We start from the raw sequence: 15427 nt of genomic DNA, 5'->3' as shown, positions 1-15427 counted from the left end.
CGCCTCTACCATCCCGCCGATGGATGCAGAACTCAATAAGCTGGAGAACCAGGTCGAACGGATTGTCGGCCTGCTCGAATCGTGCCGCGCGGAAGGGCGCGAGTTGCGCACGCGCGTCGTGCGTCTGGAGGCCGAGAACCGTGTGCTGGCGGACAAGGTCCGGCTTGCAACGGAAAAGCTCGAAGCCCTGCTCGCGCAGTTGCCGGAATCCTGACATGCCCACCGACACCCTCGACATCTCCCTGCTCGGGAAGACCTATTCCGTGGCCTGCCGCCCGGAGGACCGCGAAGGTCTGCTCGCGGCCATCGCCTTCCTCGAAGAAAAGCTCAACAGCCTTGCGGCGCGGACAAATGCGTCCGGCGAGAAACTGGCTGTCATGACCGCGCTGAACATCGCGCACGAATTTTTGCAGTTTCAGCGTTCCGGCGGGTTTGACATGCAGGCCGCGAAGCGTAGAATCGGTCTCGTGAATGCGCGCCTCGATGGGGTTCTGGCGCAGCAGGAAAAGCTTTTCTAACAGGTAGTTAGCGCGGGTTGGCGCATATGTAAGGTCAATCCCCGCTGTGTCGTCGAAGTCGTAGATTCCTTGGACCAATGTCGAGAGACTTGGTCGCGGACCATGGATGCCGCAGGTGTGCACGCCCCTAGCCGGGTGAGCCTGATGCGGAAGGAAAGCGACCTCCCTGAACCCCAGGTTCAGGATGCCGGCGGAGGCGACACTGCGGGGGCCAAACGAGAGAGGCGCGGATTTCGATCCGCGCCTCTTTTTTGCTTTTTTTGCCTTGTCCGGCGCCGGGCCGGAACGCCGCGGAGCGGATTCCGCGCAGCTTCGGGAAAGGAATTGATGGATTTCGATGTGTGGTGGCTGAGCTACCTCGCGCTGGGGGCCTTTGTCGGCTTCTTCGCCGGCCTGTTGGGCGTCGGCGGCGGCGGGATCATGGTGCCGGTCCTGGCTTCGCTGTTCGTTGCGCAGGGGATGCCGCGCGACAACGTCGTGCATCTGGCGCTCGGCACCTCGATGGCGGCGATCGTGATGACCTCCATCGCGAGCCTGCGCGCGCACCACAAGCACGGCGCGGTGCGCTGGGACGTCGTGCGCTTCATCGCGCCGGGGATCCTCGTCGGCACCTTCGCTGCGACCTTCATCGCCGCGCGGATCGAGTCGCAGCCGCTGGCGATCTTCTTCGCCTGCTTCATGGCCTACGTGTCGCTGCAGATGCTCGCGAACGTCAAGCCCAAGCCCTCACGCGAGCTGCCCGGGCCGGTCGGGATGAGCGCCGTGGGGGCCGGCATCGGCGGGGTTTCGGCGCTGGTGGCGATCGGCGGCGGTTCGCTGTCGGTGCCGTTCATGACCTGGTGCAACGTGAAGGTGCATCAAGCGATCGGCACTTCGGCGGCGATCGGCCTGCCGATTGCGCTCGCCGGCACGATCGGCTATCTGGTGAATGGCTGGGGCAGCACCGGGATGCCGCCGTACAGCCTCGGGTTCATCTACCTTCCGGCGCTGGTGCTGATCAGCGTCGTGAGCACCTGGACCGCGCCGTTGGGCGCACGGCTTGCGCACCGGCTTCCGGTCGCGGTGTTGAGGAAAGTCTTCGCCGGCGTGCTGATGCTGCTGTCGGCGAAGATGTTGCACGCGCTGTTCTTCTGAACGGCGACATGGAACGTATGGAGTGGATGCGATGAGCTGGAACATGTGGCTGGCGTTTCTTGCCGCGGCGGTGGTGATCGCCGTGTCGCCGGGGCCTGGGGCGGTGCTGAGCATGGCGACGGGGCTGCGTCACGGCTATGCGGTCGCGCTGCGCGCGATCCTGGGCCTGCAGACGGCGTTGCTGATCCAGCTCGCGATCGTCGTGCTCGGCCTGGGCGCCGTGCTGGCGGCGTCGGCGACGGCCTTCCTGGCGGTGAAGATCGCCGGGGCGGCCTACCTGATCTGGCTGGGTGTGCGCAAATGGCGCGCGCCGGTCGAGTTGCTCGACGACGGCGCCGAAGCGCGCGACGCCCGTGGCGTGTATCTGCAGGGCGTGCTTGTGAACCTCACCAATCCCAAAGCCATCGTCTTCATGGTCGCGCTGGTGCCACAGTTCATCGACCCGCAGCTGCCGCAGTGGCCGCAGTTCTTCATCATCGCGGCGACGATGGTCGGCACCGACATGGTCGTGATGTCCTGCTACGCGCTGCTCGCAGGCCGCTGCCGCCGCTGGCTGCGCAGTCCGCGCATGATGAAGGCGCAGAACCGCGTGTTTGGCGGGATGTTCGTCGCGGCGGGTTCGCTGCTCGCCGCGTCGTCGCGCTGAAGCGGCCGTATGCGGCAGTCCTAGCGGCTGGTCGGGGTCATTCCGTCCAGCAGCGTGCGCAGGTTGTGACGCATCATCGCCACGTAGGTCGGTGCCGGGCCGTCGGCCGCCGATAGCGCATCCGAATACAGCGTGCCGCCGAGGCGCGCGCCGCTCTCCTTGCGGATGCGCTCGATCAGGCGCGGGTCACTGACGCTCTCGACGAATACCGCGGGCACTTTCTCGTGCCGCAACTGGCGTATGAGCTTCGCGACGCCGGCCGCCGAGGGTTCCGACTGGTTGCTGATGCCGGCAGGGGCGAGGAAGCGCACGCCGTAGGCGTGGGCGAAGTAGCCGAAGGCGTCGTGGGCGCTGACGACCTTGCGCCGCTCGGCCGGGACTGCGGCCAGGGCGTTGCGGATTTCTGTGTCCAGCGCCTTCAGCTCGGCTGCATAACTGGCGGCATTGTCCCGATAGGCCTTCGCGTTCGCCGGGTCGGCCTGCGCGAGCGCGTCGGCGATGTTCGCGACGTAGCGCTGCGCACGCGCGACGTCCTGCCACGCGTGCGGATCGACGGCGTCCTGATGGGATCCCTTGCCGTGACCGTGTGCGTCGTCGTGCTCGTCGGCGGCCGCGATCGGTTCGACGCCGTGGCTGGCGACGAGGACGCGACCCTTGTACCCCGCTGTCTGCGCCAGCCGCTCGAGCCAGGGGTCGAATCCGAGACCGCTGGCGACCACCAGCTGCGCGGCGCCGATGCGGCGGGCGTCGGAGGGGCGGGGCTGGAAGTTGTGTGCGTCCTGGTCGGCCGCGACGAGCATCGTGACCTTGACCCGGTCTCCGCCGACCTGGCGGATGAAGTCGCCGAGGATGCTGAAGCTCGTGACCACTTCGAGGGGGGCTGCCTGTACGGGATGGGCGGCGAGCCCGAGCAGCACGAGGAATGGCGCAATGAGGGGGGCGAGCAGGCGGTGCAGGATGTGGCGCATGCGTTCGTGCAGCAGTTCAGGATTCGAGGTGGGGGCGGCGGTTGAGCCGGGCGCCCAGCATGCCGCCCGGGGCGAGGATGAGCGACAGCAGGTAGACGATGCCGGCGGCGAGGATGATCGCCGGCCCGGCCGGAACGTCCGCGTGGAAGGAGGCGAGCAGCCCGCCGATGCCGCTGGCGAAGGCGATGATGACTGCGAGGCCGAGCATCGCCGGCAGGCGCTTGACCCACAGGCGTGCCGCGGCCGAAGGCAGGATCATGATGCCGACCGCCATCAGCGTGCCGAGGGCATGGAAGCCGGCGACGAGGTTGAGCACCACGAGCACCAGAAAGCCGTAGTGCGCGATCGGGCTGGCGGCGCTGACGCCGCGCAGGAAGGCGGCATCGAAGCATTCGAGCACCAGCGGCCGGTACAGCAGCGCGAGTGCGACGAGCGTCGCAGTCGTGATCGCGCTGATCAGCAGTAGCGAGGGGTCGTCGAGCGCGAGCACGGAGCCGAACAGCACGTGCAGCAGGTCGAGGTTGCGTCCGCGCAGCGACACGATCATCACGCCGGTGGCGATCGACAGCAGGTAGAAGGCAGCGAGGCTGGCATCCTCCTTGAGGATGGACGACCGCGCGACGAGGCCGGCCGCGAGCGCGACGACGATGCCGGCGATGATGCCGCCGACCGTCATCGCCCCGAGCGACAGGCCGAAGGCGAGATAGCCGAGCGCGGCGCCGGGCAGGATCGCGTGCGCCATCGCGTCGCCCATCAGGCTCATGCGCCGCAGCAGCAGGAACACGCCGACCGGCGTCGCCCCCAGCGCAAGCGCGAGACATCCCGCGAGCGCACGGCGCATGAACTCGAATTCGGCGAAGGGGCCGAACAGGGTTTCCGCGATCATGCGGCCTCCGCTTCGGGGCGGTGGCACACCGGAGCGGTGGCGTCGAACTCGCCGGCAAGGCGGCGCGCGGTGGCGAGGCGTTCGGGGGTGAGGATCTCGTCGGTCGGGCCGAAGCCGAGACATTCGCGCGCGAGCAGCAGGCACTCGGGGAAGTGGCGTCGCACCAGGGTGAGATCGTGGAGAACGGCGAGGATGGTCCGTCCTTCGGCATGCCACAGCAGGATCAGGGCGATGAGGTCCTCGATCGTGCGCGCGTCGATCGCGTTGAACGGCTCGTCGAGAAGGAGGAGGTTCGCGTCCTGCAGCATCATCCGCGCAAAGCGCGCGCGCTGCAGCTGGCCACCGGAGAGGGTGCCGATCTGGCGCGCCTCGAAGCCCGACAGGCCGACCGCCGCGAGGGCCGCGCGCACGCGCTCCGCCTGGCTGCGGCTGAGTCCGCGAAAGGCGCCGATCTCGCGCCACAGCCCCATCGAGACCATGTCGAACACGGATACCGGGAAGCTGCGATCGAGTTCGCTTTGCTGCGGCAGGTAGGCGATGCCGCGCTTGCCCGCGTGCACGCGGAAGTGACCTTGCAGCGGGGGCAGCTCCCCGGTCAGCGCCTTGAAAAGCGTCGACTTGCCCGCGCCGTTGGGCCCGACGATCGCGACCAATGCGCCTGGGGCGATACGGCACCTGAGGTGGTGGACGGCCGGATGGCGGTCATAGCCCAGGGTCAGGTTGTCGAGTTCGAGGATGGCGTCGCGGGCGTTCATGCGAGGGCCCAGCCTACGGTGAGCCACAGCACGGCGGCTGCGCCGGCTGCGAGGGCGATGCGTGCGCCGACGCCGAGCAGCAGCGCGGTGCCGGGGAAGGAGGCCGCGGCGACTGCGCCGTGCACATGGCCGTCTTCATGGTCATGGTGGTGATGAGTGTGCGGGAGTGCACTGCTCGATGTCGGGGGCATGATCTCTTTGTGTCGGGGCATTGTTGTTATTGAAGGGGCTGCGGCCGGAGCGTCGCGCGCGCTCAGACCTTTGCCCCACGCTGGCGACCGCAATCCGCGCAGGTGCCGTGGAACACCAGTTCGGCCCGCTCCGGCTGGTATCCGGCCGGCAGCGTGAATTGTTCGTCGGGCCGGATCGATTCGAGGCACAGCACGTGGCCGCAGCGGTCGCAGTGGAAGTGCGCGTGTTGGCTGCGGGGCTCACCGCCCGCCTTGAAGCGCCGCGCGCGGTCGGGGCCGATGATGCGATGCGCGAGTCCCTGCTCGACGAGCCAGTCGAGCGTGCGGTACAGCGTCACGCGGTCGTGCGGCATGCCGTCCGCCGCAAGTCGTGCCGCGACATCGTCGTGGTTCAGCGAGCGCGGGCTGTCCTGCAGGATCTCGAGCACCGCGATGCGCGTGCGCGTGACGCGGCCGCCGCAGGCGGCTATCAGGTGGGCGGCAGGAGATATATCCGGAGTGGGCATCGCGGGGCGGTGAACATGGCAGCTAATGCAACATTGTAGCATTAGCTGCCATGTTCACCGCCGGACGGCTCAGTGCTCCTGCAGCGCTCCGAGTTCGCGCTGCAGCAATTCTGGGGCGCCGAGATTGAGTTCCAGCAGCCGGCGCAGATGGGTGATGCTGTCGAGATCGATCTCGCGGCAAGCGAGCCCGATACAGCCATTTTCGGTATGTACGACGTCCCCCTCCATGCGGATCGCTGCGCCTTCGTCGTCGAGTGTGATTTCGAGCAGGCAGCGCTCGCCCGGGGCCGGTAGCAGTTCGGGCGCCGACCGGATCAGGGCGCCCTTGAGCGACAGGTCGCGGACGTCGCACGGGGCTTCGCGGTCGCCGACCAGCAAGCGGGCGCCTGCGTTGAAGCGGATGCGCGAGAAATGCCTGCGTTGCGCTTGCTGCATGGCAGAGTCCTTGCAAAATGCATGGTGAGGGAGTGGGGACGGGTGTCTACGCTCGATTCTGGGACGGAGTCGCCATCGTCGCAAGGGTGAGTCGCGGTACGGGAGCCCGTGCCCGGGCATCGCCGCTCGGTGTGAAGTTTGAGCAGCCTGTCACGTACCGGTTTCCGGGCAGATGGGACAATTCACCCGGATGACGCATATTGTTACGTTTGCTGCGAGAATTGCAGACGCGACCGGGCGCGGGTCATCGTGATCACATGGCGGGAAATTGCGTGTCAGAAGTGTTCGAACTGAATGGCGTGTTTGCGCGCCCCGAAAACAATCCGAATGAGATGCACGCGGATGCCGATGCGCTCCTCGACTGTCTCCTGCTGATAGCCAGGGCGCACGGTGCGGCGACGACGCGGGATGCGGCGCTTGCGGGACTGCCGCTGGAAGACGGGCGGCTTAATCCTGCGCTGTTCGCGCGCGCGGCGAGGCGTGCCGGGCTGAGCAGCAAACTCGTGCGCTGCGCGCCGGAAAGACTGAACCCTTCCTTGCTGCCCGCCGTGCTCCTGCTAAAGGGCGAGAAGGCCTGCGTGCTGCTCGGGTGGAGCGAGGACGGCGAGCGCGCCCAGGTCGTGTTCCCCGAGTTGGGCGAGGCCGCGGTCGAGATGACGCGCGCGGAACTCGCGGCGCGGCACGACGGCCATGCGATCTATGCCCGTCCGATGTTCCGCTTCGATGCGCGCACGCCGGAAGTCCGGCCGGTCAAGCGTCAGCACTGGTTCTGGGGCGTGATTGCGGAAAACAGTGCCCTGTATCGCGACGTGCTGCTCGCGGCCTTCATGATCAATCTGTTCGCGATCGCGATGCCGCTGTTCGTCATGAACGTGTACGACAGGGTGGTGCCCAACCACGCGATCGAAACGCTGTGGGTGCTCGGCATCGGCGTGTTGATCGTGCTCGCCGGCGATCTCATCCTGCGCACGATGCGCGGCTACTTCGTCGATCTCGCGAGCAGCCGTGCCGACGTGAAGCTGTCGGCGGCGATCATGGAGCGCGTGCTCGGCCTGCGCATGGAACAGCGTCCCGAGTCGGCCGGCTCCTTCGCCGCGAACCTGCGCGCCTTCGAGTCGGTGCGCGACTTCATCAGCTCGGCGACCGTGGTGGCCTTCATCGACGTGCCGTTCGCGCTGGTGTTCCTGATTGTGATCGGCTGGATCGGCTGGCCGCTGGTATTGCCCTTCCTCGTCGGCGTCGTCGTGCTGCTCGTGTATGCGATGACGGTGCAGGGACGCATGCACGAACTCGCCGAGACGACCTACCGCGCGGGCGCGCAGCGCAACGCGACGCTGGTCGAAGGGCTGGTCGCAATGGAGACGGTGAAGGCGGTGTGTGCCGAAGGGCCGATCCAGCGCAAGTGGGAGAAGAGCGCGGCCCTGCTGGCGCGTGTCGGTACGCAGCTGCGCCTGCTGTCGTCGACCGCGATGAACGGTGCCGCGTGGGTGCAGCAGGCGGTCAGCGTTGCGATCATCATCCTCGGCGTCTACCTCATCCGCGACAACGAGCTCAGCATGGGTGGCCTGATCGCGTGCTACATGCTGTCGTCGCGCGCCATGGCGCCGATCGGCCAGGTTGCCGGCCTGCTTGTCCAGTACCATAACGCTGCGACCGCGCTGACCTCCCTCGACAAGCTGATGAACCAGGAGGTGGAGCGTCCGGACGACACCAGCTTCATCAGTCGCCAGAGCTTCCGCGGCGAGATCGAGTTCCGCAATGTCGGCTTCCAGTACCCCGGGCAGGAAACCGCGGCCCTGTCCGACATTTCGCTGCGCATCCGCGCCGGCGAGCACGTGGGTATCATCGGCCGTGTCGGCTCGGGCAAGACGACGCTGGAAAAGCTCATCCTCGGCCTGTACCGCCCGACTTCCGGAGCGATCCTGATCGATGGCATCGACCAGCGTCAGCTCGATCCGGCCGAGCTGCGCCGCCACATCGGCTACGTGCCGCAGGACGTGATCCTGTTCTATGGGACGCTGCGCGAGAACATCACGCTGGCCAGCCCGCTGGCGGACGATGCCGAAGTGCTGCACGCGGCGGAGATCGCGGGCGTGACGGAGTTCGCCAACACCCACCCGCAGGGATTCGACATGCAGGTCGGCGAGCGCGGCGCGTCGCTGTCGGGCGGGCAGCGCCAGTGCGTGGCGATCGCGCGGGCGGTGATCCACCAGCCGCCGATGCTGCTGCTCGACGAGCCCACCGCATCGATGGACTTCACCAGCGAGGAGGAACTCAAGCGCCGCCTGCGCGGCTTCGCGCAGGGCCGGACGATGCTCGTCGTCACCCACCGGACCTCGTTGCTGGAGCTGGTCGACCGCATCATCGTGGTTGATGGCGGGCGGATCGTTGCCGACGGGCCCAAGGACCAGGTCGTCGATGCCTTGCGTCAGGGGCGGGTCGGGAGGGCCAAGTGATGAGTGAGATCGGTCAGGAGTCCTTCCGGCGCATCGGCGACGTATCGGAGCGGGTCGGCAGGCCGCTGCGGCCTTGGCTCGACCGTCTCTTCGCGCGCTTCGTGCCCGAGGCGTCCGCAAGCGGACGCCTCGACTGGGCCGCGGATGCCGACTGGGCGCTCATCCAGGAGGAGCCGCTGCGTGCGCGCATGCTGCTGCGCGTCGTTGCCGTCGTTCTGGTGCTGCTGCTGGTGTGGTCGGCCTTCGCGTCGGTCGACGAGGTCACGCGCGGCGATGCGAAAGTGATTCCGTCCTCGCAGGTACAGATCATCCAGACCGTGGATGGCGGTGTCGTCGAGGAGATGCCGGTGCGCGAAGGTCAGATCGTGGAGGCGGGGGCGCTGCTCCTGCGCATCGACCCGACGCGCTTCGTGGCGTCGCTTGCGGAAAACCGCTCGCAGTATTTCGCCCTGCGCGCCAAGGCTGCCCGGCTGGAGGCCGTCACTGCCGGCACGGCGCTGAACATGCCAAGCGACGTGCTGCGCGAGGCGCCCGAGATCGCCGACCATGAACGGCGCCTGTACAACTCGACCGTCGCCGAACTCGACGCCCAGCTGTCGATCGCGCGGCAGCAGCTCGAGCAGCGACAGCAGGAGCTCAACGAGGTGCGCGCACGCCACGCGCAGAGCAGCAGCGGCCTCGAGCTGGTGCAGCAGGAGTTGAACGTCACCCGGCCGTTGATGACCTCCGGGGCGGTGTCCGAGGTCGAGATCCTGCGCCTGCAGCGCGACGTCGCACGCCTGCGGGGCGAGCGCGACCAGGCCGCGGCGCAGATCCAGCGCATCCATTCCGCGATCTCCGAGGCCACGCGCAAGATCCAGGAGGTGGAGCTGAACGTGCGCAACGTGCAGCGCAACGAACTCTCCGACACGATGGCCAAACTTGCCGGTCTCACCGAAGGCGGGCGCGCGCTCGCCGACCGCGTCAAGCACGCGGAGGTGCGTTCGCCGGTGCGCGGCACGGTCAAGCGCCTGCTCGTGAATACGGTCGGGGGTGTCGTGCAGCCGGGCAAGGAGGTCGTCGAGATCGTGCCGCTGGACGACGCGCTGATCCTCGAGGCGCAGGTCAAGCCCAAGGACATCGCCTTCCTGCGACCGGGGCAGAAAGCCCTCGTCAAATTCACGGCTTACGACTTCGCGATCTACGGCGGGCTCGATGCGGTCGTCGAGCACATCGGTGCGGATACCGTCACCGACGAGAAGGGCAATGCCTTCTACACTGTGCGCGTGAGAACCCTGAAGTCGAGCCTGGGCGAGAGCCTGCCGATCATTCCGGGCATGGTGGCCGAAATCGACATCCTCACCGGCAAGAAGACCATTCTTTCGTACCTGCTGAAGCCCGTCCTGCGGGCCAAGGCCAACGCACTATCCGAACGATGAGCCAGAACATCTTTCTCTGCTCCGAAACGGTCCGCCCATCGGCGCGTTGGCTGGACGCGTTTCCCGAAGGGGTCTGCCACGAGCAGCCAGCCTTGGCCGCGGCGGCCCGCCCCGGTGACGTGGTCTGGGTCGAAGCTGCGCACGGCAACTGGCTGGACACGCTCGGAACGCTGGTGACGACGCTGCCCGGCTGTCACCTCGTCGTCGTCAGCATGACGCCGGACAGCGCCGAGGCGCTCGCCGCCCTGGATCGCGGCGCGCGGGCCTACTGTCACGCGCTGGCGGTCCCTTCCGTGTTCAGGGACGTCGAGCTGGTCGTCCGCCACGGTGGCCTGTGGGTCGGCCCCGAACTAATGGCGCGCGTCGTCGGCGCCGCCGGACGTGCGCTCGCTCCGCACGCGGAGGCGCAACAGCCGCTGCTGTCGGGCCGCGAGGCCGAAGTGGCCCGCGAGGTCGTCAACGGCCTGAGCAACAAGGAGATCGCCGCGAAGCTCGGCATCACCGAGCGCACCGTGAAGGCCCACATGGGCGCGATCTTCGAGAAGCTCGGGGTGCGCGACCGGCTGCAACTGGTGCTGCGCCTGTCCGAACATCGCGACGTTTCGCTGCCGGTGCATTGACGATGTACATAAGAAGAGACATGCAGGGGAAGATCGTCGCCGTGAGCCGCGAGCCGGCCGACGGCGACGGCTGGAGTGCCGCCGGCGCGGACGACGCCGACCTGCTCGGGTTCGGGCGCGACATCATCGAAGGCGCGAACCCGATGGGGGCTACCGACCTCGGTCTGGTGCGCGTGCTGGAGGATCTGATCGAGCTCCTCGTCGAGCGCTCGCTGATCCGCTTCACCGACCTGCCGGTGCCCGCGCAGCACAAGCTCATGGAGCGCCGCGGCGCGCGCGAGGCGATGCAGCATCTGAGCCTGCTCGACGACGACGGCGTGATCTGAGCCTGCTCGACGACGACGGCGTGATCTGAGCCGCGCCGTCCGTTCGTCGTGCCCGAGGCTCTGCGCTACGCCGCCGACCCTTCGCGCACGGCCGGTCCCGTCATGCCGTCGATGCCGAGTCCCGGCAAAGCCTGCTGTTCCGCCGCCGAACTTACGCCTTCCGCAATCGTCATCAGTCCGAGCGAGTGCGCGATCATGCACAGTCCGCGCAGGAAGGCCTGGTTGCCCGCGTTGGAGTCGATGCCCCGGACGATTGCCGAGTCGATCTTCACGTAGTCGAGCCCCAGCTCGTGCAGGTCGCCCAGCTCGCCGAAATGCGCCCCCACGTGCTCGATGCCGACCCGGCAGCCCAGCGGCTGCAAGGCCACGCATAGCGTGCGAAACTCGGCGAGGTGGCGCAGCGCGCCGTACTCCGGCACCTCGATCCATAGCCGCTGCGCCGTCGCCGGGTCCGCTTGCAGCAAGGAGAACAGTTCGCCGCGGAAGTTCGCGTCGCGCAGCGATTCGGCCGACACGTTGATGCCGCGCTCCCTGCCGTCTTGCGCGATGGCACGCAAGGCCGCATGCACGACTGCAATGTCGAAGCGCGGCATAACGCCCAGGCGTGCGGCGTGCGGCATGAAAAAGCCCGCGGGTTGCCAGACGCCATCGAGCAGTACGCGGATCGGCGCTTCGTCGTGCAGCAGGCGCCCGTCATTCGCGACGACCGGATAGGCGCCCAGACGCACGCCGTCGCGCTCGATCGCCGACAGCAAGGCGGCACGCCAGGCCTGGAGGTCGGGGTAGGGCGCGTGGGTGCCGCCGCTTTCCACGCGCAGGCTGCGATCGCCCGCCTGTTCGGCCGTCGCGAGCGCCCCGTCCGCACGGGCAAGGACCTGCGAGCGGGTTTGGCCCGCGGCGTAGTTCGTCGCCGCAACCGGCAGGGCGACCCGGACATCCTTCAGGTGTGCGTCCAGCGTGTCGTGGAGTTTTCGCGCCAGCTCGTGCGCGAGCTCGCCCGCATCCTCGCGGCCGGGCGCCAGCAGTGCGAAGTCGCTGCCATTCATGCGCCCGGCTTCCCAGTTCCCGTTGCTTGCGGCCAAGCCGCCAAACTGCTCCGCGAGGTCGCGCAGCAGGCGGTCGGTTGCCTCGCGGCCGATGCGCTGGTTCAGCCCCGCGAGGTCGCCCACGCGTGCCAGCAGCAGGGCACCGGCCGCGTGCGCATCGTCGCGGGAAAGTGCCGAGTCCAGCTGGTTCAGGAACTGGCCGCGATTGAGCAGCCCCGTCATCTCGTCGTGCTGCGTCTGCCGCCGCAGTTGTTCGAGGCGCCGGGATTCCTCCGCCAGGATCGCGCGGACGCGCTCCGACAGGGTGTTCATCGCGCGCACGACGCTGCGGAACTCACGCGTGCTGGGTTCGGGGGTCGTCACGAAGCGGCGCCCGCCGATCGCCTCGGCCTGCTCGACCACGCGACCGAGGGGGCGCGTGATGTGCCTGATGATCAGTGTGCCGATGAGGCCGGTCAGCACCCCGCCCAGCGCGAACCATCCCAGCAGCTGCAGCGTGCCCTGCCACAGTGCTGCATAGGCGTAGCGCTGGTGACTTTCCAGCGTGAGCGTGCCGAACTGGCGCCATCCGTCCTGCACCTGCGCGACACCGGCATGCGGCTCGATCGGGATCAGGCGGATGAACCACTCGGGCGCTCCATCGAGGACGCCGGAATACTCGCGCTCCGCCAGAACCTCGCCGGTCGGGCTGGTCAGCCGGATCAGGCGGTAATGGCCTGCGTCGAACTGGGCCGAGATCTGCAACTCCACGGTCACAGCGTCCTTCGGCATTTGCGACAGCGATAGCGCGAGCGAGGTCGCGTTGTCGAGGTTCTTCACCTGCAGTTGCTGCTCCAGGTAATGGCGGGCGGACAGCGTGCTCACGACCAGGCTGCCGCCCAGGGCGATGAGCGTCACGATCGCGATCGCGATCCAAAGCTGCTTGATCAGGGACATGACGATGGTTCTCCGGAAATCCTGGCCGTGGCGGCATTCATGGCAAGCCCTCCTCGCGCATGCGTTCGAGCACGCTGCGCCAGCGTGACAAGCGCGTCGTCGGGTCGGCCGACGAACTGCTGGCGCCGCTCACCCACAGGCCCTCGGCATTGAAGCTGAAGATCGGGAACAGGTCGGGCCGGCGCGCAGCAGTGCGGATATCGCCGATGAGGTTGTCGAGCACCAGCGGTTCGTCCGCGGGCGATGGGTAATAGCCGAGCACCATGTGCGCCTGCGATATGCCGCTGCCCGGCGCGCCCATGGTGGCCCGGACATAGATCAGGCGCAGCCTGTCGGCCGGGACGCCCAGCAGGCGCAGGCTCATGTACTTGGCGATCGAAAAGTCCTCGCAGTCGCCGGCCTTGCGTCCGAGCGTCTCCAGCGGCGTGGCCCAGTAATCCTTCTGCTGCCAGATCACGATGTCGTCTTCAAACGCGGTGCGGCGATTGAAGAAGGTGTTTACGCGCTGCAGCTTTTCCTGCTCGTCGAGGGTGGCCGCGTCGCCGAGCATCCGGCGCCAGGCGCCGACGGATTCGCCCGCTTCCGGGCCGTAGCGTTCGCGCGCCAGCCGCAGCATGCGATCCAGATCCGGTGCCGCGAACGACAGGCCGAATAGCAGGCTCGCGAGTGCCGCGAGGCTGCACACGACCGCAGAAAACGCGCCCGGAAAGGCGTGCTGTCTGCGCGGGCAAGAGGCTCCTGTCATCGCGTCGGGGGGCATGGTGTGATGCGCATTATCGGCCACCAGCGTCGTCGGGCGCTTCGTCCTGCAAGCGCTTTCGGCATTTTTCGCCTCGCCAGTGTTGCGTATTTGGCGTTCTGCAGGGGGTAGTGGGCAGTAATATTCTCTTACAAGATTGATTATGCAGTTGACGCGGCACTGGATGGCGAGAGAATCGCGTATATTCCATATGCATAGCTGTCACTCTGACTGGAGAAAATATGAAAACGTGTCGATCCGTGATTGCGATGGCTCTGCTGGCCGCGCTCCCGTTCGTTGCAACGGGGGCGGGACCGGATGCCCTGCGCGATGCGGCGCGCAAGGCCGTGGTGGCCAATCCCGAAGTGCAGGCAACATGGAACGCGTTCCGTGCCGCCCGCGAAGACCAAGCGGCCGCACGTGCCGGCTATCTGCCTCAGGTGGATGCCGTCGCGAGTGTCGGCCGTGAGGAGTTGCGGCGTTCCGGGCAGTCGACCGACACCTTTACCCATCGCAACCTGACGCTGTCGCTCAACCAGATGGTGTATGACGGGTTCTTCACCCGCAGCGAGGTTGCCCGGTTCGGCTATGCCAAGCTGACGCGCTACTACGAGCTTGTCGACGCCTCCGAAGGCGCCGCACTCGAAGCGGTGCGCGCCTATGGCGACGTAATGCGCTATCGCGAGCTCACCCGGCATGCGCAGGCGAACTACGTGCAGCACAAGCAGATCTATGACCAGATCGCCGAGCGTGCCGGCGCCGGGGTCGGCCGCCGTGTCGACCTCGAGCAGGCGACCGGGCGTCTGGCTCTGGCCGAATCCAATCTGCTCACCGAGGTGTCGAACCTGCACGACGTGAGCGCGCGCTACCAGCGCATCGTCGGCGAGCTGCCGCAGGAGGGCATGCCCGGCCTGCCCGCCGGCACAGCCCTCGGGCAGATCCCGCCGACCGCGAAGGAGGCGCTGCGCACCGCCTTCAACACGAGCCCCGGCCTCAATGCGGCCGTCGAGAACGTGCGCGCCAGTCAGGCGCTCATCGACTCCCGCCGTGCCGCCTTCCATCCGCGCCTCGACTTGCGTGCGCGCCAGGCCGTCGACCACAACCTCGACGGCTTCGACGGGAATTCTCGCGAAGGCGTCGTCGAGCTGGTGCTCAGCTACAACATCTTCCGTGGCGGCGCCGACGACGCCCGGCTGCGCCAGGCTGGCGATCTGAGCAACCAGGCCAAGGACTTGCGCGAAAAAGCCTGCCGCGACCTGCGTCAGACACTGGCGATCGCCTATAACGACGTGCAACGCCTGCAGGAACAGATGCGTTACCTCGACCAGCACCAACTGTCGATCGAAAAGGCCCGCGAAGCCTATCGTCGCCAGTTCGATATCGGACAGCGTACGCTGCTCGACCTGCTGGATACCGAGAACGAGTACTTCCAGGCGCGGCGCGCCTACGTCAATGCGGGTTACGATCAGGTCATCGCGCAGGCGCGCGCGCTTTCGGGCATGGGGCAGTTGATGGGAACGCTGGGCGTCGCCCGCGAGGATCTGCCGACGCCGGCCGATCTCGGCCAGGATCGCACCGGCATCGATCCCGAGACGATGTGTCCGCCCGACTCGCCGGTGCCGATGACCATCGACAAGGCTGCGCTGTTGTCGGAAGCGATGAAGGCCGCGGGTTCGGTGCCTCCGGCCGGCACCACGGGCAAGTAAGCAGGTAACGGCCGACAGGTGTCACCTTGCCGCCGGCCTCCTCACGGAGGCCGGCGGTTTTGTATCCGGCACACGTATCCGGCGCACCGGAACGACCGTCCGCTCCCTCGGTCGATCGGGCACGATCCCGTACAATTCGCC

Annotated in this window: 17 protein-coding genes; 9 read left to right on the top strand and 8 right to left on the bottom strand. The window is 67.4% G+C overall.

Annotated features, from left to right (window positions below):
• Positions 1-19 precede the first annotated feature (19 nt).
• The 4 genes from AzCIB_RS19595 to rhtB all read left to right on the top strand — a co-directional run bounded on the left by AzCIB_RS19595 (position 20) and on the right by rhtB (position 2298).
• Positions 20-214: a hypothetical protein gene (locus AzCIB_RS19595; protein WP_050417436.1), complete on the top strand. Its 195-nt coding sequence runs from the start codon at positions 20-22 to the stop codon at positions 212-214.
• Between the two features lies 1 nt (position 215).
• Positions 216-518 (top strand): cell division protein ZapA, encoded by a 303-nt coding sequence (locus AzCIB_RS19590; RefSeq protein WP_050417435.1) that lies wholly within the window; start codon positions 216-218, stop codon positions 516-518.
• A gap of 327 nt (positions 519-845) precedes the next feature.
• On the top strand, positions 846-1652 hold the full coding sequence (locus AzCIB_RS19585; protein ID WP_050417434.1) for a sulfite exporter TauE/SafE family protein: 807 nt from the start codon (positions 846-848) through the stop codon (positions 1650-1652).
• A 31-nt stretch (positions 1653-1683) separates the two neighbouring features.
• Positions 1684-2298: a homoserine/homoserine lactone efflux protein gene (gene rhtB, locus AzCIB_RS19580; protein WP_050417433.1), complete on the top strand. Its 615-nt coding sequence runs from the start codon at positions 1684-1686 to the stop codon at positions 2296-2298.
• Between the two features lie 20 nt (positions 2299-2318).
• On the opposite strand, the gene AzCIB_RS19575 is transcribed toward rhtB, so the two are convergent.
• The 6 genes from AzCIB_RS19575 to AzCIB_RS19555 form a co-directional block, all read right to left on the bottom strand.
• Positions 2319-3266: a metal ABC transporter substrate-binding protein gene (locus AzCIB_RS19575; protein WP_050417432.1), complete on the bottom strand. Its 948-nt coding sequence runs from the start codon at positions 3264-3266 to the stop codon at positions 2319-2321.
• 16 nt (positions 3267-3282) lie between these two features.
• Positions 3283-4152, bottom strand: coding sequence for a metal ABC transporter permease (locus AzCIB_RS19570; protein WP_157058536.1), 870 nt, complete (start codon positions 4150-4152; stop codon positions 3283-3285).
• Positions 4149-4907 carry a zinc ABC transporter ATP-binding protein AztA gene (gene aztA / locus AzCIB_RS19565; RefSeq protein ID WP_050417431.1) on the bottom strand — a complete coding sequence of 253 codons (759 nt, stop codon included), beginning with the start codon at positions 4905-4907 and terminating at the stop codon, positions 4149-4151. The genes AzCIB_RS19570 and aztA overlap by 4 nt, the downstream gene beginning before the upstream one ends.
• Positions 4904-5098, bottom strand: a complete 195-nt coding sequence (locus tag AzCIB_RS24315; protein ID WP_157058535.1) for a hypothetical protein — start codon at positions 5096-5098, stop codon at positions 4904-4906. The genes aztA and AzCIB_RS24315 overlap by 4 nt, the downstream gene beginning before the upstream one ends.
• Positions 5099-5160: 62 nt before the next feature.
• Positions 5161-5604 (bottom strand): Fur family transcriptional regulator, encoded by a 444-nt coding sequence (locus AzCIB_RS19560; RefSeq protein WP_050417430.1) that lies wholly within the window; start codon positions 5602-5604, stop codon positions 5161-5163.
• 69 nt (positions 5605-5673) lie between these two features.
• Complete coding sequence (locus AzCIB_RS19555) at positions 5674-6039, bottom strand: PilZ domain-containing protein (protein WP_050417429.1); 366 nt, start codon at positions 6037-6039, stop codon at positions 5674-5676.
• Between the two features lie 332 nt (positions 6040-6371).
• Between AzCIB_RS19555 and AzCIB_RS19550 the strand changes: the two genes are divergently transcribed.
• From AzCIB_RS19550 to AzCIB_RS19535, 4 genes are read left to right on the top strand one after another with little or no spacing between them, the layout of a single operon-like run.
• Positions 6372-8495 carry a type I secretion system permease/ATPase gene (locus tag AzCIB_RS19550; RefSeq protein ID WP_232299455.1) on the top strand — a complete coding sequence of 708 codons (2124 nt, stop codon included), beginning with the start codon at positions 6372-6374 and terminating at the stop codon, positions 8493-8495.
• Complete coding sequence (locus tag AzCIB_RS19545; protein ID WP_157058534.1) at positions 8495-9913, top strand: HlyD family type I secretion periplasmic adaptor subunit; 1419 nt, start codon at positions 8495-8497, stop codon at positions 9911-9913. Before AzCIB_RS19550 ends, AzCIB_RS19545 begins: the two co-directional genes overlap by 1 nt.
• Positions 9910-10533 carry a LuxR family transcriptional regulator gene (locus AzCIB_RS19540; RefSeq protein ID WP_050417427.1) on the top strand — a complete coding sequence of 208 codons (624 nt, stop codon included), beginning with the start codon at positions 9910-9912 and terminating at the stop codon, positions 10531-10533. Before AzCIB_RS19545 ends, AzCIB_RS19540 begins: the two co-directional genes overlap by 4 nt.
• A 20-nt stretch (positions 10534-10553) precedes the next feature.
• Positions 10554-10859: a hypothetical protein gene (locus AzCIB_RS19535; RefSeq protein ID WP_232299275.1), complete on the top strand. Its 306-nt coding sequence runs from the start codon at positions 10554-10556 to the stop codon at positions 10857-10859.
• Between the two features lie 65 nt (positions 10860-10924).
• Here AzCIB_RS19535 and AzCIB_RS19530 read toward each other — a convergent pair whose 3' ends face one another.
• Positions 10925-12841, bottom strand: coding sequence for a bifunctional diguanylate cyclase/phosphodiesterase (locus AzCIB_RS19530; protein WP_050417425.1), 1917 nt, complete (start codon positions 12839-12841; stop codon positions 10925-10927).
• Positions 12842-12878: 37 nt separating this feature from the next.
• Positions 12879-13586, bottom strand: coding sequence for a transglutaminase-like cysteine peptidase (locus tag AzCIB_RS19525; RefSeq protein WP_050418469.1), 708 nt, complete (start codon positions 13584-13586; stop codon positions 12879-12881).
• Positions 13587-13822: 236 nt separating this feature from the next.
• On the opposite strand from AzCIB_RS19525, the gene AzCIB_RS19520 reads away from it, so the two are divergent.
• Positions 13823-15286 (top strand): TolC family outer membrane protein, encoded by a 1464-nt coding sequence (locus AzCIB_RS19520; protein WP_050417424.1) that lies wholly within the window; start codon positions 13823-13825, stop codon positions 15284-15286.
• The last annotated feature ends 141 nt before the right edge of the window (positions 15287-15427 follow it).

Origin of the sequence: Azoarcus sp. CIB (assembly GCF_001190925.1) — a bacterium.
Classification (GTDB): Bacteria; Pseudomonadota; Gammaproteobacteria; order Burkholderiales; family Rhodocyclaceae; genus Aromatoleum.
The sequence above is the reverse complement of the archived record's forward strand: the minus strand, read 5'-3'. Positions and strand labels throughout refer to the sequence as shown.